This window comes from Devosia sp. Micro-HW1, from assembly GCF_056341075.1.
The window spans coordinates 1,183,082-1,209,348 of sequence record NZ_CP094375.1 but is presented as its reverse complement, the minus strand read 5'-3'; the positions used below and the strand labels follow the sequence as shown (position 1 = coordinate 1,209,348).

27 protein-coding genes and 1 tRNA gene are annotated in these 26,267 nt (G+C 63.0%); 21 read left to right on the top strand and 7 right to left on the bottom strand.

Translation table 11 applies throughout. The features are described from left to right. Positions 1 to 163 precede the first annotated feature (163 nt). Together MQW79_RS05610 and MQW79_RS05605 are read left to right on the top strand one after the other, a co-directional pair. On the top strand, positions 164 to 1,066 hold the full coding sequence (locus MQW79_RS05610) for a hypothetical protein (RefSeq protein ID WP_476587326.1): 903 nt from the start codon (positions 164 to 166) through the stop codon (positions 1,064 to 1,066). Between the two features lies 1 nt (position 1,067). Further along, positions 1,068 to 1,952, top strand: a complete 885-nt coding sequence (locus MQW79_RS05605; RefSeq protein WP_476587325.1) for an alpha/beta hydrolase family protein — start codon at positions 1,068 to 1,070, stop codon at positions 1,950 to 1,952. Positions 1,953 to 2,003: 51 nt separating this feature from the next. Here MQW79_RS05605 and MQW79_RS05600 read toward each other — a convergent pair whose 3' ends face one another. Beyond that, positions 2,004 to 2,192 (bottom strand): hypothetical protein, encoded by a 189-nt coding sequence (locus tag MQW79_RS05600; RefSeq protein WP_476587324.1) that lies wholly within the window; start codon positions 2,190 to 2,192, stop codon positions 2,004 to 2,006. Between the two features lie 87 nt (positions 2,193 to 2,279). Here MQW79_RS05600 and MQW79_RS05595 point away from each other — a divergent pair, with 87 nt between their 5' ends. The 3 genes from MQW79_RS05595 to MQW79_RS05585 are packed head-to-tail and all read left to right on the top strand — an operon-like array spanning position 2,280 to position 4,021. After that, positions 2,280 to 2,843, top strand: a complete 564-nt coding sequence (locus MQW79_RS05595) for a dihydrofolate reductase family protein (protein WP_476587323.1) — start codon at positions 2,280 to 2,282, stop codon at positions 2,841 to 2,843. Positions 2,844 to 2,875: 32 nt separating this feature from the next. Continuing rightward, positions 2,876 to 3,667 carry an exodeoxyribonuclease III gene (xth, locus tag MQW79_RS05590; RefSeq protein WP_476587321.1) on the top strand — a complete coding sequence of 264 codons (792 nt, stop codon included), beginning with the start codon at positions 2,876 to 2,878 and terminating at the stop codon, positions 3,665 to 3,667. A 48-nt stretch (positions 3,668 to 3,715) separates the two neighbouring features. Continuing rightward, positions 3,716 to 4,021 (top strand): TM2 domain-containing protein, encoded by a 306-nt coding sequence (locus tag MQW79_RS05585; protein ID WP_476587320.1) that lies wholly within the window; start codon positions 3,716 to 3,718, stop codon positions 4,019 to 4,021. Positions 4,022 to 4,220: 199 nt separating this feature from the next. Here MQW79_RS05585 and pepT read toward each other — a convergent pair whose 3' ends face one another. Continuing rightward, positions 4,221 to 5,450 carry a peptidase T gene (pepT, locus tag MQW79_RS05580; RefSeq protein WP_476587318.1) on the bottom strand — a complete coding sequence of 410 codons (1,230 nt, stop codon included), beginning with the start codon at positions 5,448 to 5,450 and terminating at the stop codon, positions 4,221 to 4,223. Positions 5,451 to 5,674: 224 nt separating this feature from the next. Here pepT and MQW79_RS05575 point away from each other — a divergent pair, with 224 nt between their 5' ends. The 10 genes from MQW79_RS05575 (at position 5,675) to MQW79_RS05530 (ending at position 14,424) form a co-directional block, all read left to right on the top strand. Beyond that, on the top strand, positions 5,675 to 6,322 hold the full coding sequence (locus tag MQW79_RS05575; protein WP_476587317.1) for a TetR/AcrR family transcriptional regulator: 648 nt from the start codon (positions 5,675 to 5,677) through the stop codon (positions 6,320 to 6,322). A 30-nt stretch (positions 6,323 to 6,352) separates the two neighbouring features. After that, positions 6,353 to 7,372 carry a ketol-acid reductoisomerase gene (gene ilvC, locus MQW79_RS05570; RefSeq protein ID WP_476587316.1) on the top strand — a complete coding sequence of 340 codons (1,020 nt, stop codon included), beginning with the start codon at positions 6,353 to 6,355 and terminating at the stop codon, positions 7,370 to 7,372. Positions 7,373 to 7,549: 177 nt separating this feature from the next. Then, positions 7,550 to 8,269 (top strand): hypothetical protein, encoded by a 720-nt coding sequence (locus tag MQW79_RS05565; RefSeq protein ID WP_476587315.1) that lies wholly within the window; start codon positions 7,550 to 7,552, stop codon positions 8,267 to 8,269. Positions 8,270 to 8,515: 246 nt separating this feature from the next. Continuing rightward, on the top strand, positions 8,516 to 8,980 hold the full coding sequence (locus tag MQW79_RS05560) for a GFA family protein (RefSeq protein WP_476587314.1): 465 nt from the start codon (positions 8,516 to 8,518) through the stop codon (positions 8,978 to 8,980). A gap of 3 nt (positions 8,981 to 8,983) precedes the next feature. Then, on the top strand, positions 8,984 to 9,481 hold the full coding sequence (locus MQW79_RS05555; protein ID WP_476587313.1) for a heme-degrading domain-containing protein: 498 nt from the start codon (positions 8,984 to 8,986) through the stop codon (positions 9,479 to 9,481). Beyond that, positions 9,478 to 10,359: a PhzF family phenazine biosynthesis protein gene (locus MQW79_RS05550; protein ID WP_476587312.1), complete on the top strand. Its 882-nt coding sequence runs from the start codon at positions 9,478 to 9,480 to the stop codon at positions 10,357 to 10,359. Before MQW79_RS05555 ends, MQW79_RS05550 begins: the two co-directional genes overlap by 4 nt. Positions 10,360 to 10,593: 234 nt before the next feature. Continuing rightward, positions 10,594 to 11,022, top strand: coding sequence for a hypothetical protein (locus tag MQW79_RS05545; RefSeq protein WP_476587311.1), 429 nt, complete (start codon positions 10,594 to 10,596; stop codon positions 11,020 to 11,022). A 354-nt stretch (positions 11,023 to 11,376) separates the two neighbouring features. Beyond that, a complete protein-coding gene (locus MQW79_RS05540; RefSeq protein WP_476587309.1) occupies positions 11,377 to 12,939 on the top strand; it encodes a 2-isopropylmalate synthase in 1,563 nt (520 codons plus the stop codon). 64 nt (positions 12,940 to 13,003) lie between these two features. After that, positions 13,004 to 13,453, top strand: coding sequence for a GNAT family N-acetyltransferase (locus tag MQW79_RS05535; protein WP_476587308.1), 450 nt, complete (start codon positions 13,004 to 13,006; stop codon positions 13,451 to 13,453). Between the two features lie 26 nt (positions 13,454 to 13,479). Next, the gene (locus MQW79_RS05530) at positions 13,480 to 14,424 is read left to right on the top strand and encodes an endonuclease/exonuclease/phosphatase family protein (RefSeq protein ID WP_476587306.1); all 945 of its coding nucleotides are present in this window, start codon (positions 13,480 to 13,482) and stop codon (positions 14,422 to 14,424) included. Here MQW79_RS05530 and MQW79_RS05525 read toward each other — a convergent pair. Continuing rightward, positions 14,409 to 15,572, bottom strand: coding sequence for a pyridoxal phosphate-dependent aminotransferase (locus MQW79_RS05525; protein WP_476587305.1), 1,164 nt, complete (start codon positions 15,570 to 15,572; stop codon positions 14,409 to 14,411). The genes MQW79_RS05530 and MQW79_RS05525 overlap by 16 nt on opposite strands. Positions 15,573 to 15,808: 236 nt before the next feature. Here MQW79_RS05525 and MQW79_RS05520 point away from each other — a divergent pair, with 236 nt between their 5' ends. Both MQW79_RS05520 and MQW79_RS05515 read left to right on the top strand, forming a co-directional pair. Then, positions 15,809 to 16,000, top strand: a complete 192-nt coding sequence (locus tag MQW79_RS05520; protein ID WP_476587304.1) for a hypothetical protein — start codon at positions 15,809 to 15,811, stop codon at positions 15,998 to 16,000. A gap of 157 nt (positions 16,001 to 16,157) precedes the next feature. After that, positions 16,158 to 16,233: transfer RNA gene (locus MQW79_RS05515), tRNA-Lys, on the top strand. Between the two features lie 71 nt (positions 16,234 to 16,304). Here the strand turns inward: MQW79_RS05515 and MQW79_RS05510 are convergent. The 3 genes from MQW79_RS05510 to MQW79_RS05500 are packed head-to-tail and all read right to left on the bottom strand — an operon-like array spanning position 16,305 to position 20,975. Then, a complete protein-coding gene (locus tag MQW79_RS05510) occupies positions 16,305 to 18,197 on the bottom strand; it encodes a glycosyltransferase family 2 protein (protein WP_476587303.1) in 1,893 nt (630 codons plus the stop codon). Continuing rightward, positions 18,191 to 19,777 carry a hypothetical protein gene (locus tag MQW79_RS05505; protein WP_476587302.1) on the bottom strand — a complete coding sequence of 529 codons (1,587 nt, stop codon included), beginning with the start codon at positions 19,775 to 19,777 and terminating at the stop codon, positions 18,191 to 18,193. The genes MQW79_RS05510 and MQW79_RS05505 overlap by 7 nt, the downstream gene beginning before the upstream one ends. After that, entirely contained in the window at positions 19,770 to 20,975 is a 1,206-nt protein-coding gene (locus tag MQW79_RS05500; RefSeq protein WP_476587301.1) for an NAD-dependent epimerase/dehydratase family protein, read from the bottom strand. Before MQW79_RS05500 ends, MQW79_RS05505 begins: the two co-directional genes overlap by 8 nt. A gap of 208 nt (positions 20,976 to 21,183) precedes the next feature. On the opposite strand from MQW79_RS05500, the gene MQW79_RS05495 reads away from it, so the two are divergent. The 4 genes from MQW79_RS05495 to MQW79_RS05480 all read left to right on the top strand — a co-directional run bounded on the left by MQW79_RS05495 (position 21,184) and on the right by MQW79_RS05480 (position 25,661). Then, on the top strand, positions 21,184 to 22,098 hold the full coding sequence (locus MQW79_RS05495) for a dioxygenase family protein (protein WP_476587299.1): 915 nt from the start codon (positions 21,184 to 21,186) through the stop codon (positions 22,096 to 22,098). A gap of 193 nt (positions 22,099 to 22,291) precedes the next feature. Next, on the top strand, positions 22,292 to 22,996 hold the full coding sequence (locus MQW79_RS05490; protein ID WP_476587297.1) for a YjbE family putative metal transport protein: 705 nt from the start codon (positions 22,292 to 22,294) through the stop codon (positions 22,994 to 22,996). Between the two features lie 173 nt (positions 22,997 to 23,169). After that, on the top strand, positions 23,170 to 24,342 hold the full coding sequence (locus MQW79_RS05485) for a lipid II:glycine glycyltransferase FemX (protein WP_476587296.1): 1,173 nt from the start codon (positions 23,170 to 23,172) through the stop codon (positions 24,340 to 24,342). Next, positions 24,339 to 25,661 (top strand): lipopolysaccharide biosynthesis protein, encoded by a 1,323-nt coding sequence (locus MQW79_RS05480; protein WP_476587295.1) that lies wholly within the window; start codon positions 24,339 to 24,341, stop codon positions 25,659 to 25,661. Before MQW79_RS05485 ends, MQW79_RS05480 begins: the two co-directional genes overlap by 4 nt. 4 nt (positions 25,662 to 25,665) lie before the next feature. On the opposite strand, the gene MQW79_RS05475 is transcribed toward MQW79_RS05480, so the two are convergent. Beyond that, positions 25,666 to 26,259, bottom strand: a complete 594-nt coding sequence (locus tag MQW79_RS05475) for a hypothetical protein (RefSeq protein ID WP_476587294.1) — start codon at positions 26,257 to 26,259, stop codon at positions 25,666 to 25,668. Positions 26,260 to 26,267: the final 8 nt, after the last annotated feature.

The window sequence follows — 26,267 nt, the reverse complement described above, 5'->3', positions numbered from 1 at the left end:
GGCCGTACCGGCTGGGTGGTTCGTGCGTTACATGCTCTCTTTGTTTTCCATCGGCAAGTGCCGATGATTGAACGCTGCGTTGCTTCCACTGCAACCCGGCGGGACAGTGGGCAGAATCGTCGCCTTGCTCTAGCCTTGCGACAGTCGCCTGGGGAGGAAGGCAATGAAGGTTACGCTCGATCTCGACGCTCTCCTGGAAGCGGGCAAGATCACGCCTGATGAGGCGGAGCGCCTGAAAGGCTTCGCGGCCGCCGATACCGGAGCGCTGGGCGCCAACATTCTCTATGCACTGGGCGCGACTGCTGTCGCCTGCGGGGTGGCAGCGCTGCTGCCCACTCTTGAGACCCTGGTCGCGCTGGGCGCGCTGATGTTCGGCGCGGGCCTCTTCATCCGCATGCAGGCGCTCCCGCGGCTGCAGATCTTTGCGCAGATCATGCTGGTCATCGGCGCATTGGCGCTGTGCGGCGGGCTGGGCGGACTCTACGGCGAGAACCTGCTGGTTCGCGTGGGGCTGACGCTCGGCCTCGCCATTGCCTCTGTCCTGGCCCGCTCGGGCCTTCTGGCGGCTCTGGCCGTCTTTGCCTTCGCTATGACGATTACCTTCGACCCCGATCTCTGGCCGCCGAACCATTTCCTCGTGGTGGTCATCGTATCCCTGGCCGCGCTGGTGCTGGTGCTCTACCTGGTCTCACTGCGGCTGGCCTCGGACTATGAGCGACTGGCCATTATCGCGATGCGTGTTGCCATCGTGCTGGTGAATGTCGCGTTTTTCGCGGGGTCTCTGTTTGGCGACGAAAATCTCGGCGTCAGCGGATTTGCCTTCTCGATTGCCTGGGCGCTTGCCCTTCTGAGCTTTGGCGCCTGGGCGGTGTTCGCCAACCGGCGCTGGGTGGTCAACAGCGTGGCAGTCTTCGGGGCCATCCACTTCTTCACCCAATGGTTCATTGTGCTTGGCGCACAGCCGGTCTCCATCGTGGGCGGCGGCGTGCTGCTGATCGTTTTCGGCCTGGCGCTGGCGCGCTTCAACAACTGGGTCGGGCAACGACCTGCAACAGCAAGAGGCTGAAATGGCGATCTCGTCCGCACGCTTTCGCGAACTGCTTGGCTTCGAGGACCGTGGCGTCGCGCTCATCTCGAAAGAGATCGAGGACATGGGCGGCTACACCGTCGAGCACCTGCGCCTGCGCATCGGGGACGCGGAGGTGCGCGGCATCCTGACCCGCCCGTCCGCTGCGGCAGGGCGACTGCCGGCCATTCTCTACGGTCACTCCCATGGTGGCGGCTATGCCATCGGCGCGCGCGAGCTGCTGGATGGGCGGGAATATCTGGTTGGTCCGCTTGGTCCGGTCTTTGCGCGGGCGGGCTATGTCACGCTCTCTATCGACATGCCGGTTTTCGGTGAGCGGGCGTCGGAGACCGAGAGCTCTGTCGCCAAGGCGCTGCTCTGGTATGGGGAATCGCTTTTCGGGCAGATGTTGTCTGACCACGGCGCGGCGCTGACTTATCTGGCAGGACGCGATGATGTGGATGCGTCGCGGGTCGGCGCCTTCGGGCTCTCCATGGGCTGTGTGCTGAGCTATTGGCTGGCCGCCATCGACAAGCGGATCGGTGCTGTCGCGCATCTGTGCTGTTTTGCCGATTTCCGCACCATGATCGAACTGGGAGCCCATGACGGCCACGGTATCTATCTCACCGTCCCGGGACTGCTGCGTGAGGCCGATGGCGGCACCATTGCGGCCCTGATTGCCCCAAGGCCGCAATTGATCTGCGTGGGTGAAGCCGATCACCTGAGCCCGCCCGCTGCCGTGGAACGAGCGATGCAGGACCTGCGGCCTGCCTATGCCGCCGCGCCCGACATGCTCGAGTTCATCAGCGAGCCGGGCGTCGGCCACCAGGAGACTGAGAGCATGCGGGCGGCGGTGCTGGACTTTTTTGCGCGGCGACTAGGCTAGCGCGACGCCCACACCCTGGTTCCGCCACGGCGCTCCTCTGGGTGGCGAGATCTAGCGCAGGCCGGCCATTTCCAGTGCCTCGTTCAGCAAGGCGGGATTGGTCCAGACCATGTAGGCCCCAAAGGCCAAAGCCGCGATGATGGCGATGCCGAAGAGCCGCTTCATCAGCGAGAAGATCAGCCACAACAGAATGGCCGCGCCGATGCCGAGGGCCATGAGTGTGGATGCGTCAGCAGGCATGAGGGTTCACTCGTGAATCGGGTGACTATCTCTAATGTCGACGCGCGCCCGGAATGTGGCAAACTGCCGATAGCAGGGGAGGCGGACATGGGCAGACTGGTTTTTGGCATGATGGCGTCGCTCGATGGGTACATCAACGATGTCAGGGGCGGGTTTGACTGGGGGCAGGTGAGCGAGCAGGTGCACCGCTTCGCGGAGTCAGAGGAGGCGGCGGTCGGGGTCAATATCTATGGCCGGCGCATGTTCGAGACGATGCGGATCTGGGACACGGTGCATGAGGATCAGAGCGTTTCCCAGTTCGAGCGCGACTATTCCCTCGTCTGGCGCGAGACCGAAAAGATCGTGGTTTCCAGCACGCTGACCGAGGTGACGACCAGCAGGACGCGGCTGGTGCGGGAATTGTCGGGCGAGGATGTCGCAAAGCTGAAGGCTCAGACTGAAAAGGACATTTCGGTATCCGGGCCGACGCTGGGTTCGGCACTGCTGCGGCAGGGGCTCGTGGATGAAGTGTCGATATACACCATCCCCGTCGCGGTCGGGGCAGGCACGCCGATGTTCCAGGTAGAGGGCCTCACCCGTTTCGAGCGCCGGCAGGTGGAGGTGTTCGGCAATGGTGTCGTCTTCATGCGCTTCGGGGTGGTGAAGGGCTGAACCTATCGGCCCGGCCCCGTGTTTAGGCTGGCATGAGGGTCGCGACATTCAACATCAACGGCATCAACGGCAGGCTGGGCCTGCTGCTCGACTGGCTGGAAGAGACCCGCCCGGATGTGGTGTGCCTGCAGGAGCTGAAGGCGAGTGACGATCGCTTTCCGGCCGGGCCCATCGAAAAGGCGGGCTATGGCGCCATCTGGCATGGGCAGAAGAGCTGGAACGGCGTCGCCATCCTGGCCCGTGATGGAAAGCCGGTGGAGACGCGGCGAGGCCTGCCGGGCGACAAGCGCGACGATCATGCGCGCTATATCGAGGCGGCAGTGCAGGGTGTGCTGGTGGGCTGCCTCTATCTGCCCAATGGCAATCCCGCGCCGGGACCGAAATTCGACTACAAGCTGGCCTGGTTTGCGTGCCTCGCTGCGCATGCCAAGGAACTGATGGCCAGCGAGCTGCCGGCGGCGCTGGTGGGCGATTTCAACGTCATGCCGACAGAACTCGACGTCTACAAGCCCGAGCGCTGGCTCGACGATGCGCTGTTCCGGCCGGAGGTGCGGAAGGCCTATGCCGACCTTTTGGCCCAGGAATGGACAGATGCGGTACGGCACCTGCATCCGGACGAGCGCATCTATACATTCTGGAAATACTGGCGGCAGTCCTTTGAGCGCGATGCCGGCCTGCGCATCGACCATTTCCTGCTCAGCCCGGCGCTGGCGTCGCGCCTCAAATCCTGCGGAGTCGACCGGCAGGTGCGGGCGCGCGAAGGCACAAGCGATCACGCGCCGGTTTGGATCGAGCTCAAGGCTTTGAAAGGGCGCGCATCTTGAACTGGCCCCTCTGCATTCCCAACTGATGCGCGACACGAAGGAGACCCCATGTCCAGCGACCGCAGTTATGCCCAGTATGACATCGAGAAGAAGTCACTTCTCGTCGCCTACCTGCTCTGGTTCTTCCTGGGCTATGTCGGCGCGCACCGCTTCTATCTCGGACGGCCGCTCAGCGGGCTGGTAATGCTGGCCCTCAGCGGCGTCATCCTGCTGCTGACCGTGATCAGCTTTGGCTTCCTCAGCTTCCTCTGGGCCATTGTGGGTCTCTGGTGGCTGATCGACGCGCTTCTCATTCCCGGCATTGCGGCCGGCCGCAACAGCGACATTGCCGACCGGCTGCTCGGCCGACGGTAACGCAATTCTGGAGGCGGCACCGGTTAATCGCGTCGCTGCCAGGCAGGCAGGGTCCGGCTCCAGGCATGCCGCTCGATCCTGCGTTCCTCGCATTGCCGGGATGGCCCCGGTAATCCACTCTTATTGGCAGAAAGCATGGGCCACCCGGATAAACCGGGTGGTGACGATGGGCGGCAGGTAAAGCTCATCCGGCCGGATTTCAGGCGCGCTCTTCCCAAACCTTTGCAAGCTCGACGATGGTCTTCACGGCCTTGTCCATATCCTGATGACTGACCCATTCGAGCGGCGAGTGGAAGGCGTGTCCGCCCGCAAAGATATTGGGGCAGGGCAGGCCCATGAAGGAGAGGCGCGAGCCGTCCGTGCCGCCGCGAATGGAGCCGCGATTGGGCGTCAGTCCGGCGCGACGGATGGCCTCTTCGGCATTGGCGACGATTTCGGGGTGCTGGTCGAGCACCTGTTTCATGTTTCGATACTGTTCCTTGCGCGTCGCCCTGAAAGAGGAGCCCGGGAAATCCACGAGCACCGACCGCGCGATCTCCTCGACCATGGCGTGCTTCTGCACGAGGCCCTCATTGGTGAAATCGCGGACGATGAAGCTGATGCTGGCGCCTTCCATCGAACCGGAAATCCCCACCGGGTGCACGAAACCGTCGCGCCCATCGGTGCCTTCAGGGGAAACGTCGCGCGGCAGGCGGGCGACGATGGCGCTGGCGACCTTGATGGCGTTCTCCATGCGGTCCTTGGCGAAGCCGGGATGCATGGCCACGCCCGTGATGTCGATGGTGAGCGCGTCGGCTGAGAAGGTCTCGTCCTCAAGCGTGCCGACCGTTTCGCCGTCGAGCGTGTAGGCGAAGCGGGCGCCGAGTTTTTCGAGATCGACCTTGTCGACGCCGCGACCGATTTCCTCGTCGGTGGTGAAGAGCAGCTTTATGGTGCCGTGGCGGATGGAGGGATCCTTGAGCAGGATTTCGGCGGCCGTGACGATTTCGGCGAGTCCGGCCTTGTCATCGGCGCCGAGCAGGGTCGTGCCATCGGTGGTGATGACGTCGTTGCCGATCTGGTTGGCGAGCTCGGGATGTTCGGCGACGCGGATGGTGCGGCCGGAATTGCCCAGCACGATGTCGCCGCCCTGATAGTTCCTGACGAGACGCGGCTGCACATTGGCGCCGCTGAAATCAGGCGCCGTATCCATATGCGCGCAGAAGCAGATGACCGGCACATCCTTGTCGGTATTGGCCGGCACGGTTGCATAGACATAGCCGTGCTCATCCAGATGCGCGTCGGTGAGACCGATCGCCTGCAGCTCGGCTTCGAGCACGCGGCCGAGATTCTTCTGCTTTTCGGTGGAGGGCTGGGTGTCGGACGCCGGATCGGATTGCGTATCGATGGCCACGTAGCGCAGGAAGCGGTCGAGAACGGTGTCGGTCATTCTGGGATTTCCGTGAAAATGTCTGGCAAGGGCATAGCTGCCCTGAGAAAAATTGCAAATGCCCGGTGGAGACAAGGGCCCAGCGGGCGAGGCGACCCGGTCGTTACGCAACAGCCAATCTCCACAGCGCGAAATTTCGCTTGCCTAGAACCGTACCGTACGGTACGCCAGCGAACGGAAAGGCGTCGAGGCGTTCGGCTGCCGATCAGAACGGGAGAGTTCCCTTGGCCCTGGCCATCAAGGTCGACGAAGAGACATTCACCCCCCGCCAGCAGGCTGTGCTGACGGCGGCGCTGGATTTGCTCGTCGAAAACGGCGACGGGCTGACCATGACCGCGGTGGCGCGGCGCGCCTCATGCTCCAAGGAAACGCTCTACAAGTGGTTCGGCGACCGGGACGGGCTGCTGACGGCTACCGTGCAGTGGCAGGCGGCCAAGGTCCGCATGCCCTATGTCGATCGCAGCCACATGAACATTAAGGCGCTGCGCGGCAGTCTCGAACAGTTCGCGCGCGACCTCCTCACCACAATTGTCGGGGAAGTCTCGATCACCCTCAATCGCACCGCCATTACCCATGCGGCGCAGGAAAAGGATGACCTGGGCAACATCGTCCTGGAAAACGGCCCCATGGCCATCCGCCGCCGGTTGAAGCCCATTCTGGAGGCGGCGCGCGATGCGCGTCTCCTGCGCTTCAATTCGAGCGAAGAAGCCTATCGCACCTTTTTCGGCCTTGTCGTGCGCGACGTGCAGATTCGTCTGCTGCTCGGCGACAAGGGCCTGACCCAATCCAATGTCGAGGCCAACATCGAAGCCGATGTGAAGACCGCGGCGGACCAGTTCCTGGCCCTCTACGGGGCCAAGGCAAGCACTTAAGCAAACGCAGAAATTCCAGGGAGAACCCCAATGCGCGTCTATTACGATCGTGATGCCGACCTCAACATCATCAAGTCCAAGAAGGTGGCCATTGTCGGCTACGGTTCGCAGGGCCACGCCCACACGCTGAACCTGCGCGACTCCGGCGTCACCGATGTCGTGGTGGCCCTGCGTCCGGGTTCCCCGTCGGCCAAGAAGGCCGAGGGCGAAGGCCTCAAGGTCATGTCGGTCGCCGATGCCGCCAAGTGGGCCGACGTCATCATGATGCTGACCCCGGACGAGCTGCAGGCCGATATCTACAAGAAGGACATCGAGCCCAATATCCGTGACGGCGCCGCGCTGGCCTTCGCGCACGGCCTCAACGTGCACTTCAACCTGATCGAGCCCAAGTCGACCGTCGACGTGATCATGATCGCGCCGAAGGGCCCGGGTCACACCGTGCGTGGCGAATACCAGAAGGGTGGCGGCGTGCCGTGCCTGATCGCCGTGCACCACGACGCCTCGGGCAATGCCCATGACATCGCCCTGGCCTATGCATCGGGCGTTGGCGGCGGCCGTTCGGGCGTCATCGAAACCAACTTCCGCGAAGAATGCGAAACCGACCTGTTCGGCGAGCAGGCCGTGCTGTGCGGCGGCCTCGTCGAGCTGATCCGCGCCGGCTTCGAAACGCTGGTGGAAGCCGGCTACGCTCCGGAAATGGCCTATTTCGAGTGTCTGCACGAAGTGAAGCTGATCGTCGACCTGATCTACCAGGGCGGCATCGCCAACATGAACTACTCGATCTCGAACACGGCCGAGTGGGGCGAATACGTCACCGGCCCGCGCATCATCACCTCGGAAACCAAGGCCGAGATGAAGCGCGTTCTGCACGACATCCAGTCGGGCAAGTTCACCTCGGAATGGATGCAGGAAATCAAGGCTGGCGGTTCGCGCTTCAAGGCCACCCGTCGCCTGCACGACGAGCACCAGATCGAGGAAGTCGGACACAAGCTGCGCGACATGATGCCCTGGATCAAGGCCGGCGCGCTGGTCGACAAGGCCAAGAACTAAGAAACTCTACTCGGGTGGTCAACTGACGCGATTTTCTGCGCTTCCGGTGCTCACGTACTCACTGTACGCTGCGCTCCGGTTCTCGAAAACCACGCCATTTGACTCACCCGAGCGAGTTTCAACTCCACGATGAACGGGGGCTTCGGCCCCCGTTTTGTTTGGCCGACCGGAGATCGCATGAGCATCGACATCATTCCCATCACCGCGACGGATTTCCGGCTTGTGCCGGGCGCCTGGCCGATGCCGGCGGATATTCGCGCGCAGGTGCCCGGTATCTGGAAGCAGATGGTGGCGAAGAACCCACATGTGTGGGACGGGCGTATCCTCGGCTTCACGCCGCCGGTGCTGGGTGCCGATGGCGTCTACCGGGCGGAAGCGCGCGAGGACAGTTATTCGGCCTTCCTCGCCTGGCGTGAACTGGGATTCCCCGACATTGGCGCCATCCATATTTTCGGCGCGACGCTGATCGAGAGCGCCGACGGGGCGCTGATCTTCGGCGTCATGGGTGGCAAGACGATCAATGCTGGACGGGTCTACCCACCGGGCGGGGCGCTGGAGCCGCGCGACGTCAGGGCCGATGGCGTGGTCGATACCGACGTCTGCATCGCCACGGAGCTGCAAGAGGAAACCGGCCTCAGCATGGACGACGGCGAGACAGGGCAGCTTCTCGCCGTTGTCGACGGGCCACGCATCGCTATTGTGAGGCGGCTGCATCTTCCACTCGACGCCGACGCTCTAGTGGCGCGCATTCGCGCCAATCTGGCGGCTCAGGATGAGCCGGAACTTGACGATGTCGTGGCCTGCCGCAACGCGGCGGACGGGCAGGCGGCCGGTCAACTCATCCCCTATGCCGCGGTGGTCCTCGACGCTTTCGCGAGCGGGCGGCTGTGGGGATAGTCTTCCTGCTTGCTCCGGTATTGTTTTCTCGTCCGTAGCGTATGCACATTGTTCCACCCTCGGGCGTGACCTGAGGCCCTTTGCCCGCCTCACAATGTCGTCGGCGTGCGTGGAAACTGGCCCTCGGGTCAGGCCCGAGGGCGGCGCGGTGGGTGATGAAAGATATGGACCAGGGATAGTTCGGCTGGACTTCAAGTGTTGCCTCAACTGTCCTAGAAGTTTTCCCGCAGATGAGGGAGGCGAATCTTGGCATTGCCGGCATTTCCAGTTGAGGGTGGGTGTTCTTGTGGCTCGGCGCGGTATCGCCTCAAGGCTGCGCCGCTCAGCGTCTATAATTGCCACTGCAAGGACTGCCAGCGCTATTCAGGCGCGGGATGGTCCATGTCGGTGCTGGTCAAGGCCGATGACCTGGAGCTCGTGGCGGGCTCGGTCGTCCAGCATCTGCGACAGGCAGACAGCGGCAATGTCATCACCATGAATTTTTGCGCCAGGTGCTACACCTGGCTCTGGAACGACCCCGCCTCGGGCCCCTTCAGGGTGCTGCGCGCCGGATCGCTCGACGATATCGACTGGGCCGCGCCAGTGGGCAATATCTGGACCGACAGCAAGGCGGCCTGGGCTCATATCGATCCGGCCCAGGTCAACTTCGCCAAGGGTGCGGTGGACCGCACGCCGCTTATCGACGCCTTCTCCCGCATGCATCAGGACTGAGACATGACCACCCAAGACGAAATCGACCTCGTAAAGCGCCAGGAACTCGAGCTGGTTCTCCCCGCCTTTGACGAGGCGGTCGCCTTTGCCATTGGCTCCTCCATCCGCGAGCGTGCGCTTGGCGAGGGCCTGTCGCTGGTCGTCGACCTCAGGACCTGGGACCGGCAGCTGTTCTTCTCGGCCACGCCGGGCACCAGCGCCGACAATGCCGAATGGGTGCGTCGCAAGATCAACTCGGTGCGTCGCTTCCAGCGCGCCACATATCGGCTGGTGCTGGAGCGTGGCGAAGTGCCGTTTTCCGAGCAGTCGGGTGTCGATTCTGCCGACTATGTCATTGCCGGTGGCGGTTTCCCCATCCGCGTGCCGGGGGCTGGCATCATCGGCACGCTGACCATTTCCGGCCTGCCGGGCCGCAAGGATCATGGCGTGGCGGTCGATGCGCTGTGCGATCACCTCGGCAAGTCGCGCGCCGATTATGCGCTGCCCGAGGTGACCAATTGAAGCTGCCCTATCTCATCCTCGACGTCTTTACCAGCACGCCGCTGAAGGGTAATGGCCTGGCCGTCATTCCCAAGGCGGACGGCCTGATGGACAATGAGATGCAGGCCATTGCCCGCGAGTTCAACCTCAGCGAAACGGTATTCATCTGCAAGCCGCAGAACGAGCGCAACTCGGCGTCGCTCCGCATTTTTACGCCCTATCAGGAACTGCCCTTTGCCGGGCATCCGACGGTGGGCGCGGCGGTGACGCTGGGGCTCAATAGTCGCGCCTCGGCCATCCGCATGGAGGAAAAGGTGGGGCTGGTGACGGCCCTGTTCGAGCGGATCGACCGGCGCACGGGCGACGCGCGCTTCGCCCTGCCGAGGCTGCCCGAGCGCATCGCCGACCTGCCGAACCGGCTGGGCATTGCCCAGGCGCTGGGCATCGAGGTCGATGACATCGGCTGCGACGTGTTCAAGCCGGCAGTGTTCTCTGCAGGCGTTACCTTCCACCTCATCCCGGTGCGGGACGCCAAGGTGCTGAAGAAGATCGAGGTCAACCGCACGGCCTGGAATGACGTGTTCCACCACGACCATCACTCGGCCTATGTCTTCACCCTCACGCCCGAGGAAAAGGACAATGACCTTGCCGCCCGCATGTTCGGCATGGGACTGGGCGAAGATCCGGGAACCGGTTCTGCCGCCGCGGCGCTGATCGGCATGCTGGCCGAACAGGAAATGGGATCGGGACAGACCGACTATGTACTGCGGCAGGGCCTCGAAATGGGCCGCCCCTGCCGCATCACCCTGCAATCGCGCAAGGACAGTGACAGGCTCATCCATGGCGCCATCGGCGGGCAGGCGGTGGTGGTCGCGGAAGGTGTGCTGGATCTCGACTGAGGGGCCACTCCCTCAAGAACCCCCACCCTTGATCCCTCCCCACAAGGGGGAGGGAGACGATGAACTCGGGCAGCGTTGGTTAGTTCGCGCGAAGAGTGGCCCTCGGGTCAAGCCCGAGGGCGGGCCGGTGGGTAATGAAGCACTGTTGCCAACTCGCCCACATGTTTCGCACTTCCTTGCCGCCCGCCACAGCGCTAGTCTCCCCCTCGGGGACTAGCAGCAGGGGGAAGGGCGATGGATGTCGTCATCAATCTACTTATTTTCGTGCATATCGTGGCCTTTGTCGTGGGTGGCTCCAATTCGGTCGTGGGACCGGTGGTTGGGTCACGCATGGCCACGGCGACGCCGGAGCAGCGGGCAGCCTATTACGGGGTGATGAACACGCTGGCCCGGTCCGGCAAGGGCGCAATGGCGACCCTTCTCATCACCGGGCCGCTGGTCATGTTTCTCAAATATGGCGGGCTCGACGGCGCTTCGATCTGGTTCTGGATCAAGATGGTGCTGGTGGCCGTGATGCTGGCGAGCATCATCTATGGCGGCATCCAGTCCAAGAAGTCTTTCGCCGGCGATGTGGCAGCGGGGCAGAAGGCGGGCGTGGCGCATCGCATCACCGGCCTTGCCTTCCTCGGCGTGTTGCTCTCGGCGGTGTTGGCGTTCAACTGAACGCTGCCCGCCGCACAGTGGAAGAAAAGTAACGCAATTTGCCCCTTCGGTCTTGCACCGGGGGGCAGATTCGCGCATTGTTTGTGACATCGACCAGCGTACCAGAGCGTACTCATGCAGCGCCGCCGCGCCCAAGCCATTGCGATTGCACAGACTCAGGAGCGGAACCGCGCCCTGATGATTGCTGCTGGCCTGCTGCTGCTTCCGGCCGCTCTTCTTCTCCTTCTTATCAGCCCCTGATCACCGGCAGCTCGAACAGTCGAGCGGGTCGTCAGGGGAATGCGCCATAAACCGAACAAAGTGATTGTCCGGTCCAGCGAGCCATTGCCTCGGGGCCGATAGGAAAAGAACCAAATGTCTGCTTCTGCCACCAATTCCAACAAAGAACGCGTCTTCATCTTTGACACCACGCTGCGTGACGGCGAGCAATCGCCCGGCGCCACGATGACGCTCGAGGAAAAACTGCAGGTTGCCGAGACGCTGGACGAAATGGGCGTCGACATCATCGAGGCCGGCTTCCCCATTGCTTCCAACGGTGACTTCGAGGCCGTGGTCGCGGTGGCCAAGCAGGTCAAGAACGCCACCGTGGCGGGCCTGGCCCGTGCCATCAGCGCTGATATCGACCGCGCCGGCGAGGCGGTGCGCCATGCTCGCAAGGGCCGCATCCATACCTTCGTTTCGACCTCGCCGATCCATCTGGCCCACCAGATGAAGAAGACCGAGGACGAGGTGATCGAGATCATCGCCCGCACCGTGGCGCAGGCGCGCAACCTCGTCGACGACGTCGAATGGTCGGCCATGGACGCCACCCGCACGCCGCTGGAATTCTTGAAGCGCTGCGTCGATACCGCCATCAAGGCCGGTGCGACCACGATCAACCTGCCCGATACGGTCGGCTATGCCGTGCCGGAAGAGCATTTCCGCATGTTCAAGACCATTATCGAGAGCGTGCCAAACGCCGATAAGGCGATCTTCTCGGTGCATTGCCACGATGACCTGGGCATGGCCGTGGCCAATTCGCTGGCCGGCGTGGCCGGCGGCGCACGGCAGATCGAGTGCACGATCAATGGCCTGGGGGAACGCGCTGGCAATGCGGCGCTGGAAGAAGTGGTGATGGCGCTGCGCACGCGTGGCGATGCCATGCCCTATTTCACCGAGATCGACTCGACCCAGCTCAGCCGCGCCAGCCGCGTAGTCTCGGCAGCGTCGAACTTCCCGGTGCAGTACAACAAGGCCATCGTGGGCAAGAATGCCTTCGCCCATGAAAGCGGCATCCATCAGGACGGCATGCTCAAAAATGCCGAGACCTATGAAATCATGACCCCGGCCAGCGTCGGCATCAAGGAAACCACCCTGGTCATGGGCAAGCATTCGGGCCGCGCCGCCTTCAAGGACAAGCTCAAGGAACTGGGCTACGAATTGGGCGACAACGCTTTCCAGGAAGCCTTCCAGCGCTTCAAGGACCTGGCCGACCGCAAGAAGCACGTCTACGACGCCGACATTATCGCGCTGGTCGATGACGAAGTCGGTTCGGTGGGCGATCGCATCCGGCTGGTGGACATGGAAGTCGTTTCCAAGACCGGCGGGGTGCACAAATGCAACCTGGTGGTGACCATCGATGGCGAGGAAACCAGCGTGTCCTATGAGGGGACCGGCTCTGTTGACGCCATTTTCAACGCCATCAAGGCGGCCTCGGGCCAGGACCCGCATCTGGTGCTCTATGCTGTGGACGGTGTGACCGGTGGTACCGACGCCCAGGCGAGCGCCCACGTGCGTCTGGAAATGAACGGCCGCATCGCTTCGGGCAATGCCGCCGAGCCCGATACGCTGGTGGCCTCGGCCCGTGCCTATCTCAACGCCCTCAATCGCGTGATGATCGAACGCGGCGCCTCGGCACAGGGTGCGCTGGCCGGCTAAGAGTGGGACTGAAGCCAGGCGGTCTTTGGCCGCCTGACACGCTTGCGACAGGTCTGGGGGGCGGATGCAGTACGAGCTGATTGAAGTTACCGAGCCTTCGGACTGGGCCAGTTTTCACGCCATTCGACGCGCCGAGCTGTTCGAGGCGAAGGGGCGGTTCGGGATCTACAACGACAATCACCCGGATGACGTCGCCGATTGGGCGCACCCGTTTCTTCTGAGAGGTGACGGGCGTCCTCTCGGCACCAGTCGTCTTGATGATTTCGGCGATGGCCGCGGGGCCATTCGGCTCGTTGCCATCACCGCTCGTGAGCAACGCCACGGCCATGGCCGTGTCATGGAGGATATGGTCAGCGCGCGGGCGCGAGCCATCGGGTTGCACACTCTGCTGGTCAATGCAGCCGAAGACGCCGTCGGGTTTTACGAGAGGACAGGCTGGGAAGTCTTCGAGTGGGATCGTGCCGAACTCGTGAATATCGCCCAGTCTTGCATCCAGATGCGTAAGCTGCTCTAGCCTAGCCCGTCTCGTGGGGGCGCAGCATGGTGAGTTGGGGTGAATTTCGCGGAGTACTTCTGGCGGCGAGCGGGGGGCTCCTGCTCGTCTTTGCCGTGATTGCCCTGCAGCTCAACCTGCCCGGTGCGCAACTCCTGCAATCCCTCAGATTTCACTTCATTGCCGCTGGCTTTGTTCTGGCGGTGCTGTTGGCACTGAGCGGGGCGCGATGGCGGGGTTTGGCCATGGGCGTGCTCGTCATCGGGATGGCGGCCCATTCGGCAACCTATCTCGTCGAGTTCCAGCAGCGGCGCGTGGATCATGCCGCTGCGCCACTGGCTCAGTTCCGCTTCCTCAGCTTCAATGTGCTCAATGGCAATCGGCGCATTGAGGAACTGGTGGAGACTGTCATCGCCGATCCGCCCGATATTGCCCTGTTCATGGAGAGCCGGGCCATCCAGCCCTACCTCGACCGGCTGGCCGAGGTGTTCCCGTATCGCCTTGGCTGCGAAAGTACGGGGCCCTGCGACACATCCCTGCATTCGCGTTTTCCCCTGGAGGACGGCGAACTGGCGGTGCTCTCGCCCCTGTGGGCAAACCGGTATGTCTCGGCGCGGGTGACGGTGGACGGCCAGAAGGTCAACATAGTCGGCCTGCACCTGGCCAAGCCCTATTATGATGACCTGGCGCAGTGGGAGCTTTGGTCAATCAGCCAGCGGATGAGCAGAATGGAAGGACCGGTCGTGGTGGCGGGCGATTTCAATGCTGCCTCCTGGTCCGACCCGGTCGCTGAATTCGGCCGCGTCCAGAACCTCGCACCCGGCCCTACACAACCGGCCACCTGGCCGGTTCGTCTCAATGCACTGGGCGTGCCGATCGACAATGTCTTCACGCGCGGCAGTGCGCAGATCATGAGCCTGGAGGCAGGCGACAATCTGGGCTCGAACCACCGGCCGCTCTGGGCCGAGATCGGCCTTTACGGCTTGGACTGAACCGCTTTCAGGGCGCGCGGCAGGGCGTCTTCGAGAATGTCGAGTGCAGCGTCTGGCCCGGCGCTGATCCTTATATGCTGGTCGAGCCCCGGTGCAGCCGGCTTGCGCACGAATACGCCCTCTTCAGCCAGCGCCCCGAGCAGCGCAACGGCATAGGCGCCGTCGCGTCCGCAATCGACTGCCACGAAATTGGTGGCCGAGGGCAGGGCGCGCAGGCCATTGGCCTCCACGATGCGGGAAATGCGCTGGCGGGCAGCGGCGATGGCCGCGACGGCCTCTGCCAGATAGGCCTGATCGCGAAGGGCAGCGAGCGCCGCGACCTGGCCTGCCTTGTTGACCCCGAAATGGTTCCGCACGCGGTTGAAGGCGCCGATCAGCCTGTGGTGGCCGATGGCGTAGCCGCAGCGCAGGCCCGCCAGCCCATAGGCCTTGGAGAAGGTGCGCAGGCGCAGCAGGTTGGGGCGTGTCGTGTCGAGGGGCAGCGGGGTATCGGGGGCGGTCTCCAGATAGGCTTCGTCGAGCACGATCAGGCAGGTTTCCGGCACGGCATCAATAAAACGCGCTATGTCTTCCGCCGGCCAGAAAGAGCCCATCGGATTGTCCGGATTGGCGAGATAGACCATTTTTGCATTGGTCTCGCGCGCCTTGGCCGCCAGGGCGACAGGGTCCTCGTGGACGCCGGCATAGGGCACGAAGCGCAGGTCGCCACCGAAACCGACCACGTGATAGTTGAAAGTGGGATAGGCCCCGAGCGAAGTCACGACAATGTCGCCCGGTGCGATGAACAGGCGCACCATCAGGCCCATGAGGCCGTCGATACCTTCGCTGATGGTCACCTCGTCCATGCCGATGCCGAGATGGGTGGCCAAAGCTTGCCGCAGGTCGTGGTTTTCCGGGTCCGGATAGGTCCAGAATTCGGGTGCAGCCTGGCGCAGGGCGGCGATGACCTTTGGACTGGGGCCGAATCCCGACTCGTTGGCGCCGATCCGTGCCCTGGTCGCGATGCCCGTGCGCCTCTCGATGGCCTCGGGGCCGACGAAGGGCACGGTTTCGGGCAAGGCGTCGACAATCGGGGTGAATGACGGGTGAGACACGGGTGGGCCCTGGCTGGATGATTCCTGGCGATAGTAGCCGGATGGAGTGTGCATGACAGCCCAAAGCGAACCGGTGCCGGACCCTGCAAAAGCTGTTTTGCACAGCCCCCAGTTTCATCCCGGTGCGCGGAGACCAGCGTATCCGGCCCTTTCCGGGCGCCCCGCCGGCCTGCGCAATTTGAAGCAAATGCCGGTCAAGCCGGCAAGGTGTCGAGAACTACGACAGAGCACCTTGGGGATGCGCCGACATCAGGCGATTCTGCGATCACCCTCACTCAAGGAGACAGCGCGTGCCCCCTACCTACGTGCTTGCGCGTGACCATCTGCAACGTGCCGCGACCATACTTCAGGGATCGGACCAGCGATCGCGCCAACTGCGTCACATCATCGAGCGGACGATCGGGCTGATGGATGAAGCTCGCGCCGAACCATCCCCGCCGCCCACCAATGTCGTGGAGCTCGCCGACTACCGGCACAGATAGCGACTTGTGACGCCCGGCCCCGGCCGGGCGCTCGCTCGTTGTTTTCCTGGCCTCTCGCCAAAGTTATCCACATAAAGTGACTTTGGGTGCTGGACAGCGGAAAATCCCCCGGGTATAGAGGCGCCACTTTGGTGACGGCGGTTCACGAACCGCCCTCGGGTGCATAGCTCAGATGGTAGAGCAGCTGACTCTTAATCAGCGGGTCCAAGGTTCGAGCCCTTGTGCACCCACCAAAGTCTTCCAATTAAATCAGTGATTTAAAGGCCTTACCGTATGGTATGGTTTTGCGCGTTTTAGGCGCAGTTCAGCTCGGTATTGGCTGTGTAGGTGCGGACATGGCGGCCGCCGCAGGGGCGGCTTTCGCTGCCGGTCTGGTGCCACTCTCGTCTCCCAGAACCCTGCGCGTAAAGGCGTTGAATGACATGGACAGCATGGCTTCCATAGTCAGGTAGGCGCGGATCATCCGGAAGACGATGTAGCTCGGCAGGTAGAGCAGGGCTTCGAAGCGCAGGTTCACCAGAATGGCTATGACCGCTGTGACAAGCGGCGCACCCAGCAGCAGGGCCAGCACGGCGGCGAGCCTGATGGCGCTGTTGGGGTCCGGATCGACGAGCATGAAGTTCAGGGCAAACAGCAGCATCGGCACGGTCATGGCGCGGCGAACGGTATTGGCCAGCATGAAGGGCACGATGACCCGCCCGCGCACGGATCGGGCGCCGGGCCGGGTGATATGCCTGTTGCGTGCGGTGGCGTGAAAGATCGAGCGGAACCAGCGCAGGCGCTGTTCACGCAGATGCGCGAAGTTGCGGGGCACTTCGGAGACAAAGGTCGCGTCCGGATCGACCATCACGCGGTAGCCCGCCTCGCCGATCCTGAGGGCAACGTCGGTATCCTCACCGTTCATGCCATGGGCGAACCCGCCGACTTCCCGCACCGCTTCGGTCCGATAGCAGGCGAACATGCCGGGCACGCCAAAGATGATGTCGCAGGCCCCGAAGGCGACCTGGTCGTAACCGAGCTTAAGGACGATCTCGATGTAGCGTGGTCCGTCAAATGTGCCGCCGCCCGGTGGCAGGGCGACCCCGCCGACGGCTCCGACATGCTCATGCCCGAAATGCCGAAAGGCAAGACGGAGGGCATCCTTGTTGAGCAGCGTGTCGGCGTCGACGCGGGCGAAGAATTCTGTCTGCACTTCCGCCAGTCCCCGGTTGAGAGCCCAGGACTTTCCGGCCTTCTGTTCCTCGACGATCCGGCACGTCATGTGCTTGCAATCGGCAAAGGCCGCCCGGGCCCGCTCCACGGTGGCGTCGGTGGAGTTGTTGTCGATAACGAGCAACGTGACTGTCCCCCCATAGGCGACAGAAGCGTCATCTATTGCCTCGATATTGGCGGCGATTGAACGCTCCTCGTTATAGGCGGGGATGATGACCGTGATATCGGGTGCGAAGTGCGGCACGCGCCGGAACAGGGCCTGTATTGCCGCGTATATGTTGAGCAGGAAGAACAGCAAGGGAACGAGCAGGAAGACCCCGACGCTGACACCACCCAGAAGGGCCATGTTGCGCATCTGGCTGACAACGCTCAAGTGCATATGGCCGATCCAGATCGCCAGGGCGGCCGAAACGGCTATGGCCGTGGCAACGGTCAGGAGAGAGACGACCTTGTAGCGCCCGCGCATCGGACTGCCTTGGGCTTTGGGCATGTCGGCGCAGCGAAGCAGCCCAGAGGCGAAAATCATGAACCCCGCCAGCCCGGAAACGATGTCCATGACGTGGAGGGGGACCGACATGCCCGTGGTCCAGATCAGAAGCGAGTTGCACAGATCGGTCATGGCGCAGAACAACAGAAAGCGAATCAGCAGATCCGCGGCAAAGCACAGGCGCACAAGCCAGGGTGCGGCGATCGCCGAGGCAAAGGCGATGAAGAAACTCATGACCATAATGCGCAGTGGCAGCACGTAAACGCCTGTATAGTCGGAGAAATAGAGGTCGTGCTCGGGCATGGCAGCGACCACCGTCGGAAGATAATTGAAGAGCAGGAGGAGGCCGAAGGACACGACCGAAAAGACCGCGATCACCTGCGCCCCCGGCGCAAAGCCCAGGAAGTGGGACAGAGCGGGCGGACTGGAGTCGGCGGAGACGAATTGATCCGGATTCAGCTCGCCCTGCAGCACGTCGCGATGGTCAGCGGCTACCATGAGACGGCCAGCCCCACGGTTTCACCTGCAGGCAGTACAAGGCCATCCGATCCGGCAGCCAGGACAAGCGGGTCGCCCGTGTCGTCGGCGCCTGGGAAGATATAGTGGGTGTTCCCACCCGGCGTGGCCCCTGCCAGGTTCTGCGCCTCGACGATCCTGATCGTGGCATCCCCGGCCTCCGTGAAGCTGACCGGAACGTCGAGGGGAAGGATCAGGTCGAGCAGGCCCTCGCCACGCGTGGTCGCCGAGATGCCTTGCTCGGTTTCAGCGCTGATGCCGATCGTATTGGCAGCGGCGAGTGCAGCCACGATGGTCTGTTCTTCAGTCATGGGCGCCGAGGCTGCCAACAGCTCCGACTCTGGCAGCAATTGGGCTGCAGCTTCCGGGCCGGCGCGACAGATGCCCTGGTTGGGCGAATTGTCCACCAGCGTGATCGTCAGCATGTTGACCAGTCCCTGGGCTTCTATCGGCAAGTCGATGTCGAGCACGAGGCTGTCGGACGTGCCGGGATAGTACGCAGAATGGATCATCTGACCATTGAGCAGCACGCGCAGTGTCCATTGATTCCCGCCCATCAATTGGCTGGTACGCAAGGCCAGGTGCAGTTGCTGCGGCGGCAGCCCGTCCGGCAGGTCAGCCAGCTTGTAGGACAAATCCCAGTGCGTTGATCCGCGAAAGGTATGGGTGAGGGTATCTGTTGTCAGGGCTCCAACCGGTAACGGCCAATCGTAGCTATAGGGAGCGGGCAGGGTGGCGGACTTCAGACGGCCGATCTCGGCAACGCCGCCAATGCCGCCAACTACGATCTGTCCGGAGGCCGAGACGTCGAGTGGTGTCGTTTCATCGGGCACGAGCAGCATGGTCTGGCTGAGCTCGGGCGGCGTCGGTTCGGCGGTAACGTCCTGCCGCGAGAGGAACTGGGTCGCCCAGGCAGAAAGGGCAATGTCGGTCGTGCCATCGAGGGGCAGGGGATCAGGCTCCAGCACCACGCGCGCGTCGATATCCGACAGCGGCTCACTCAATTGCAGCATGACCGCGCTGGTGGGCAGGATTTCCACTGCGGCACCCAGATTGGTGACGTTGTTGGGACAAACCTGCCCGGAATTGGTCGTGCCATTGCCCACGAGATTCACCGTGACTGCACCCAGGGCCAAGTCAGAGGGCAGGAGGTCATAGGTCAGGAGGTGCTCTGTTTCGCCGGTCTCGAGGACAATGGCATCCCGTTTGCGATTGTTGATCAGGATCTCGACCAGGCCATCGCCATGATCGATGAGATCGGTCGCAAGATTGAGCTGTAACTGCCCGCCGGTGACCTTCGCTGTGGGCGGAATTGGGAAGACCATGCTGGCCTGCGAGGGAAAGCCCTCAAGGCCGATCCAAGTCCCGAGGTGAGGCCTGAAGATCTGAACGACAGTTTCGCTCTCCTCGATGCGTGGCACGGCGGCGTCGGCATCGGGCGGTATCAGTCCCAGCGCGCGCCCGACCCCTTCTGAAAATTGGGGGTTGCTGAACAGCAGCGCCAGGAAGGTGATGCCAAAGGTGACGATGGCGAAGGCGATGAGCCGAATGACTTCACGCATCATGGAAGTCCTTTACGACGCCAGGCCGGTTCTGCCGCGTCCAGGTGGAACGGGCGGCAACCACGGCCGGATTGTAGCGGTCCTTGAAGCGCTCGACGATTTCCATCGTCTCGTTGAACAGCTGGTGGTCCAGGAGAATGGGCGAGAGGCCCAGGGCCCTGAAGGCAGCGTTGGAGACGGTGAGATCGTTCTCGGCGGCTTCCTTGCGCGGATTGTCGACATTGGCGATACAGGCGCCGGTCATGGCCGCGATCATCTCGGCCAGATCGCGCACGCGCCGGGTTTCGGCAATCTGGTTGAAGATCTTCACCCGTTCACCGCGCTGAGGTGGATTCTCGATGGCGAGGCGGATGCAGCGCACCGTGTCCTGAATGTTGATGAAGGCGCGGGTCTGCCCACCGGTGCCATGTACGGTCAGCGCGTGGCCCACCACAGCCTGCACCAGAAATCGATTGAGTACGGTGCCGTAGTCGCCATCGTAATCGAAACGATTGATCAGGGCAGGGTGGAGGCGGGTTTCCTCGGTCTGCGTACCCCAGACGATGCCCTGATGCAGGTCGGTTATGCGCAGCTCGTCATTGCGCGCATAGAACTGGAACATCAGCTGATCCATGGATTTGGTCATGTGGTAGACCGATCCGGGAGCAGTGGGAAAGAGGATGGAACGCGGATATTCCTCGCCATCAGGACCTTTCACGGTGACGTCCAGATAACCTTCCGGGATTTCGAGGCCTGAGCCGTCATAGCCATAGACGCCCATGGTGCCGAGATGGACCACGTGGATGTCGCGGTTGAGCTCGACGATGGCGACCAGCAGATTGTGCGTACCGCGGATATTGTTGTCGACCGTGTAGCGCTTGTGGGTCGGGTTGGTCATCGAATAGGGCGCGGCGCGCTGTTCGGCAAAATGGACGATGGCGTCCGGGCCAAAGGCATGGATGGCGTCGCGCAGGTCCGCATATTCGTTGGCAATGTCGAGATGGAAGTGGTCGATGGTCTGGCCGGTGACTTCGTTCCAGGCCTGAATGCGCTCTGCGATGGACACGATCGGCGTCAGGCTCGCGGCGCCCATTTCATCATCAATGTGTCGCCGCGAGAGGTTGTCGATAATTCCGACACGATACCCATTGGCTGCCAGATGCAGGGTGGTTGGCCAGCCGCAAAAGCCGTCACCGCCCAGAATGAGGACAGATTTCATGCACGTCTCTCCTGCTCGGAAAGAAATGCCGCGTTTGGCAACGCCGTAGGGGAGATGAGGTTGCATGAACGCTCAGAAGTGACCTGACCAATTTGTCACCTGGTGGATGTGATCCGGAGAGGTTGGCCGGAATATTGAGGACGCGTTCCGCCGAGAGTATCTTGAGGCTGGTTCCACTCTGAATGCCCCATCAGAAAGGGAAACCCGTTTGACCCACCATCACGACGATGATCATGCCCATGATCTGGGCTTTGCCCATGACCTGCCCAGAATGCTGGGCAGGCGAAAATTGCTGGCCCTGATGGGCGGCGTCGGTCTTGTCTCCCTCACAGGCGGAGCGGCTGCGGCACTCGAATGCGTCGCCTTGCCCTGGGAAACAGCCGGACCCTATCCGGCCGATGGCAGCAATGTGAAGGACGGCCAGGTCGTCAATGCGCTGACGCAGGAAGGGGTCATAAGGCAGGATCTTCGGACTTCGTTCGGCACGCTGACCCCGATGGCGGATGGATTGCAGCTGGATCTGGAGCTGACTCTCGTCAATGCCGATGGCTGTACGCCGCTGGCCAGCCACGCCATCTACCTCTGGCACTGCGACACGGTGGGCAAATACTCGCTTTATGACCTGACCGAGGCCAACTACCTGCGCGGCGTTGGCGTCGCGGATGCAGACGGGAAAGTGACCTTCACCACCATTTTCCCGGGTTGCTATGACGGGCGTTGGCCGCATATCCATTTCGAGGTTTTCGAGAGCGTCGAGGCGGCGGTGAGCGGGGAGGCGTCGATACTCACCGCCCAGATCGCGCTGCCGGAGGCGGAGAGTGCTGCCGTCTATGCAGCCGATGCCCGCTATTCGAACGGCACCCAGAATCTGGGCCGCATCACCATCGCGACCGACAATGTGTTTGCGGACAATAGCGACGAAGAGATCGCCCAGCAGACGCTGGCCCTGAGCGGCGATCCGGCATCGGGCTATGTCGGGACCGTGACCATCGCTGTCGACCTCACGGCCGAGCGGAGTGCCGGTGGCATGATGGCGCCGCCCGATGGCATGGGGCCGGGTGGGCCGCCTCCGGGCGGACTCCCGCCGGGCGGGGAGCCGCCGGCGCAACCACCACAGACCTGATCGGGCTGGAAGGGGCGACCGCCGGGCGGCCCCTTTGCTGCCAGCCTGGCGCCAATCTGGCGCAAGCGAGGTTCAGGCCCCACGAAACTGGAACTTTCGGCAAGTTTGATGTCTTGCCCCCTTGATGTGCCTCACGGGCAGCAGTAGCAGCGTCTTCACGACTTCGTTATGCGCATGCGCAAGGACTGCTCCCATGTTCGGCATAGATCCGAGTTTCTTCTCTTCCCTCCTTCAGGTCATCATGATTGACCTCGTGCTGGCGGGCGACAATGCCGTGGTCATCGGCCTTGCCGCGGCGGGTCTGGCGCCCGACCTGCGCCGACGCGCCATTCTCATCGGCATCCTGGCGGCGACTGTGCTGCGCATCTGCTTTGCGCTGGTCACCACGCAGCTGCTCTCGCTCGGCGGCGGCCTCCTGATCGCGGGCGGCCTGCTGCTGCTCTGGGTCTGCTGGAAGATGTATCGCGAGCTGACCGTCAGCCACGAGGAAGAGGAAGAGGCCACCGAGGCCCTGTCCGATGCAGATCACAATGCCGACGGCACGGTGGCTGGCAAGGCCCCGAAGAAAACACTCCGCCAGGCCGTTACCCAGATCATCATCGCCGACGTGTCGATGTCGCTGGACAATGTGCTGGCCGTGGCCGGTGCGGCGCAGCACCATTTCGAGGCGCTGGTATTCGGCCTGGCCCTGTCGGTCGTGCTGATGGGCGTCGCGGCAACCTTCATTGCCCGTCTGCTGCACCGCTACCGCTGGATTGCCTGGATCGGGCTCATCATGATCCTCTTCGTGGCCATCCGCATGTTCCTCGAGGGTCTGGGCGCCTTCGTCGCCATCCCGGAAATTCCATTCCTCTACACGCCGCATGTGGCAGCGGAAGCCGCTGCCGCGGCCCACTAGGCGTTCGATCAGGTTTCCCGCGAAGCTCCAACATCGCGGGGAACCGGGCCTGGCGGCACAAACTTTTGGTAACCAAGGCCGAAGGTTTGCGGACACGCCAGCGGTCGGGATAGGGATTTGCTCACTTCACGTGATTAGTTTTCGGCCAAGCGTATCCAGCCGGAAGCATGTCCATGTCCGCCACCGCAGGATTTTCCATCACCGCAGCGAGCGTCTCTTCGCCCACAGGCCGCAGCGTCGCGCCGGCACTGATCGCGCGCAAGGTTGACGGGCAGGAATGGGATACAGTCGTCTCCCGCTTTGACGGCGTCTGCCAGGAACAACTCTTCGCCTTTGCCACCATTCGCTGGCCGGGGGTACAACCCGAGCCGCGGCTGTTCGAACGCCAGGGGCGGTTTGTCGGCGGGGCACTGGTCATGGTGCAGCGCCTGCCGCTGGGGCTGACGAGCATCGCGGTCATCAAATGGGGCCCGATCCTCGCCGATGCCAGGGCGCCGGATGCGGCTGCTCTGCACGCCGGCATGATCGAAGCGCTGGTGGCCGAATATGCCATCGAACGCGGCATGATGCTCTCGGTGCTGCCGCATGCTGCGCCCAGCGAGCATAATCAGGACTATCTGACCCTGCGGGCGCGCGGGTTCAAGCGCGGTGCCGTGCTCCGCTTTCCGAGCCGCTACATGGTCAACCTGCGCCTGTCCGACGACGCGCAGCGCAAGAGCTTTGATCAGACCTGGCGCCGGCAACTGGGCAAGGCTGAGAAAGCCGAGCTTTCCTTTGAACATGCGGGAGCCGAGCGCATCGGCGAGTTCAAGACGCTCTATGCCGCCATGAGCGACCGCAAGAACTTCCCCGACCATTCGGCCTTCGAGACGCTGGACGCCCTGATGGCACTGGACCAGCCCTTGCGGCCGGAGCTGTTCTTCGTGCGCCATGCCGGCGAGGTGGTCGCCGGGGCTGTAGTCTTCAAGGCCGGCGACCGGACCGTTTACCTCTATGGGGCGACCAATGACCGGGCCCTGCCACTGCGGGCCGGCTATTTCATGCACTGGCACATCATTCGCTGGCTGCGTGATCATACCAGCGCGAGCTGGTACGATCTGGGCGGAACTGACGGGTTCCAGGGGCTGCACCAGTTCAAGAAGGGCATGGTGGGGACCAAGGGCCAGATTCGCCCGGTGCCGCCGGTGGCCAATTATGCGACTCGCCCGCTGGCCTTCCTGCTGGGTTCTGCCGCCTTCGCGGCCCGCGAGCTACTGGCCGACCTGCGTCGCCGCATCGATGCCGTGCGTCCGTCCCGCGCGAAGCCCGATCAGACGCCGATCCCGCTGCCGCGGGACTTTCAATGAGTTTCGCGCGACGCCTGGCATCGCAATCGACCGTCATTTTCGCCGGCCGCCTGTTTGGCGCTGGCCTCATCTTCCTCGCGCAGGCCTTCATCGCCCAGGCATGGGGGCCTTCCATCCTGGGCGACTATCTGATCGTCGTCGCCACGGTGAACCTGATTGCGCTGGCCATGCCGCTGGGCTTCCAGACCATCGGCACCTATTTTGCCGCCGAGTACCGCGCGCGCGGTGATCGACGCCAGCTCAAGGCTTTCCTGACCCGCGCCTATGGTCATGTCGGATTGGTCTTTGTCGTGACGCTGGCGGCCGGCCCACTTGTGCTCGGGGCTCTTGGTCAGGACGGGCAGGTGCTGTCGGTCTATTTCATTCCGGTGGCGCTGCTCGCGCTGGCGACGGCCCTGGTCTATGTCAATGGCGCGGTTCTGGTGGGGCTCAAGCGCCCGTTTGCGGGCTTCTTTGCCGACGGGATCTTCAGGCCAATGTTGGTTCTGGCAACGGTCCTCGGCTGTGCGGCGCTGATGGGCGCGCCCGAGGCGGCTTTCGGCGGCATGCTTTGGATCACGGCCGCCGGCTATGTTGTCATCGCGCTGGTGCATCTGGGCCTTGTGCTGTTCACGCTGCCGCGTGTCGAGGACACGGCCAAGGCACGCGTGGCAGATGTGCCGCGCTGGTGGCGCTTTGCGGCGCCGTGGGTGCTGATCACGCTCGCCACCGACTTCTTCTTCGACATTGACCTGTTGTTGCTTGCCAACCTGCTAAACCGCGAGGAGCTGGCGATCTTTGGCGTGTGCACGCGCATCTTCGCGCTGGTGTCCTTCGGCGTTGCTGCCGTCTATGCGGTGATCCTGCCAGACATGTTCGAGAGCGAAGCCAAGGCCGACCGCGCCGCCTTCCATCGCAAAGTGGGCGAGGCCAATCTGGCGGCGAGCCTGGTGTCGGTTGCGCTGTTTGCCATCGTCGCAGTGGGCGCGCCCTTCGCGCTCCTGCTCTTCGGCCCGAGCTTTACGGCGGGGGCGCTGCCGCTGGCCATCCTGTGTCTGGCGCTGGTGGTTCGCTCAGCCATGGGTCCGGCCTCCATGGTGCTGTCCATTCATGATCGGCCCTGGGCCAGCCTGCCAGCTGTTCTGTTGGCGGTCGCTGCGCTGGTTGCTGGCAATGTGCTGCTGGTGCCGATGCTGCATCTGGTGGGCGCGGCCCTGTCGGCGCTCATCGCCATCACCGTATGGTCCGGCGGCCTCTGGCTGATCGCCCTGCGCAGGACCGGCGTCGATGTGTCGATCCTGCAGTGGTTCAAGACCAGGAGGCTGGTGCCGGCGGAGTAGGGGATCAGACCCCCACCAGCTCCTTCAGCCGGTTCTTGAACCGACCGAGGCGGCCGACATAGCCGCTGTCATAAGCTACGTCGGGTCGCGTGTAGAACTTCTCGATGAGCAGGTAGTCCTGGCCGAAAATGTGCTGCTCCAGCAGCGCCGTCTCGCGATAGCCGTAGCGCTTGAGCAGCATGCGGGCCACGTCGTTTTCGGGGCGCACAAAGGTATAGGCCTTGTGGAAGCGGGTATTGTCCCAATGCTCGTCGAACTGGCGCATGCCATACATGCCCAGCTTGGTCTGGCGGTGGCTGGGGAACACCCAGCTCCAGTAGCGGAAGATGGCGCCGCATTCAGGGCCGGACACCATGGCGCCGCCCGGCACGCCATCGGCGCACATCAGCATGATATGCCAGGAATCAATGGCCATGAGACCCTTGAGAAAGGCTTTGTTGAGCCGCTCGGATTCGTGCTGCTTGAAGCGATCATTATAGTGGGGCGAGTTGAGAATGACGTCGCTCAACTCGCGGTGGACAAGGTCGAGATCGGCGGGCGTTGCCGCCCGAATGGTCATTTCCGCCATGATGCGATGCTCCTCGCGAGCGTTTTGCACAGGCAAAT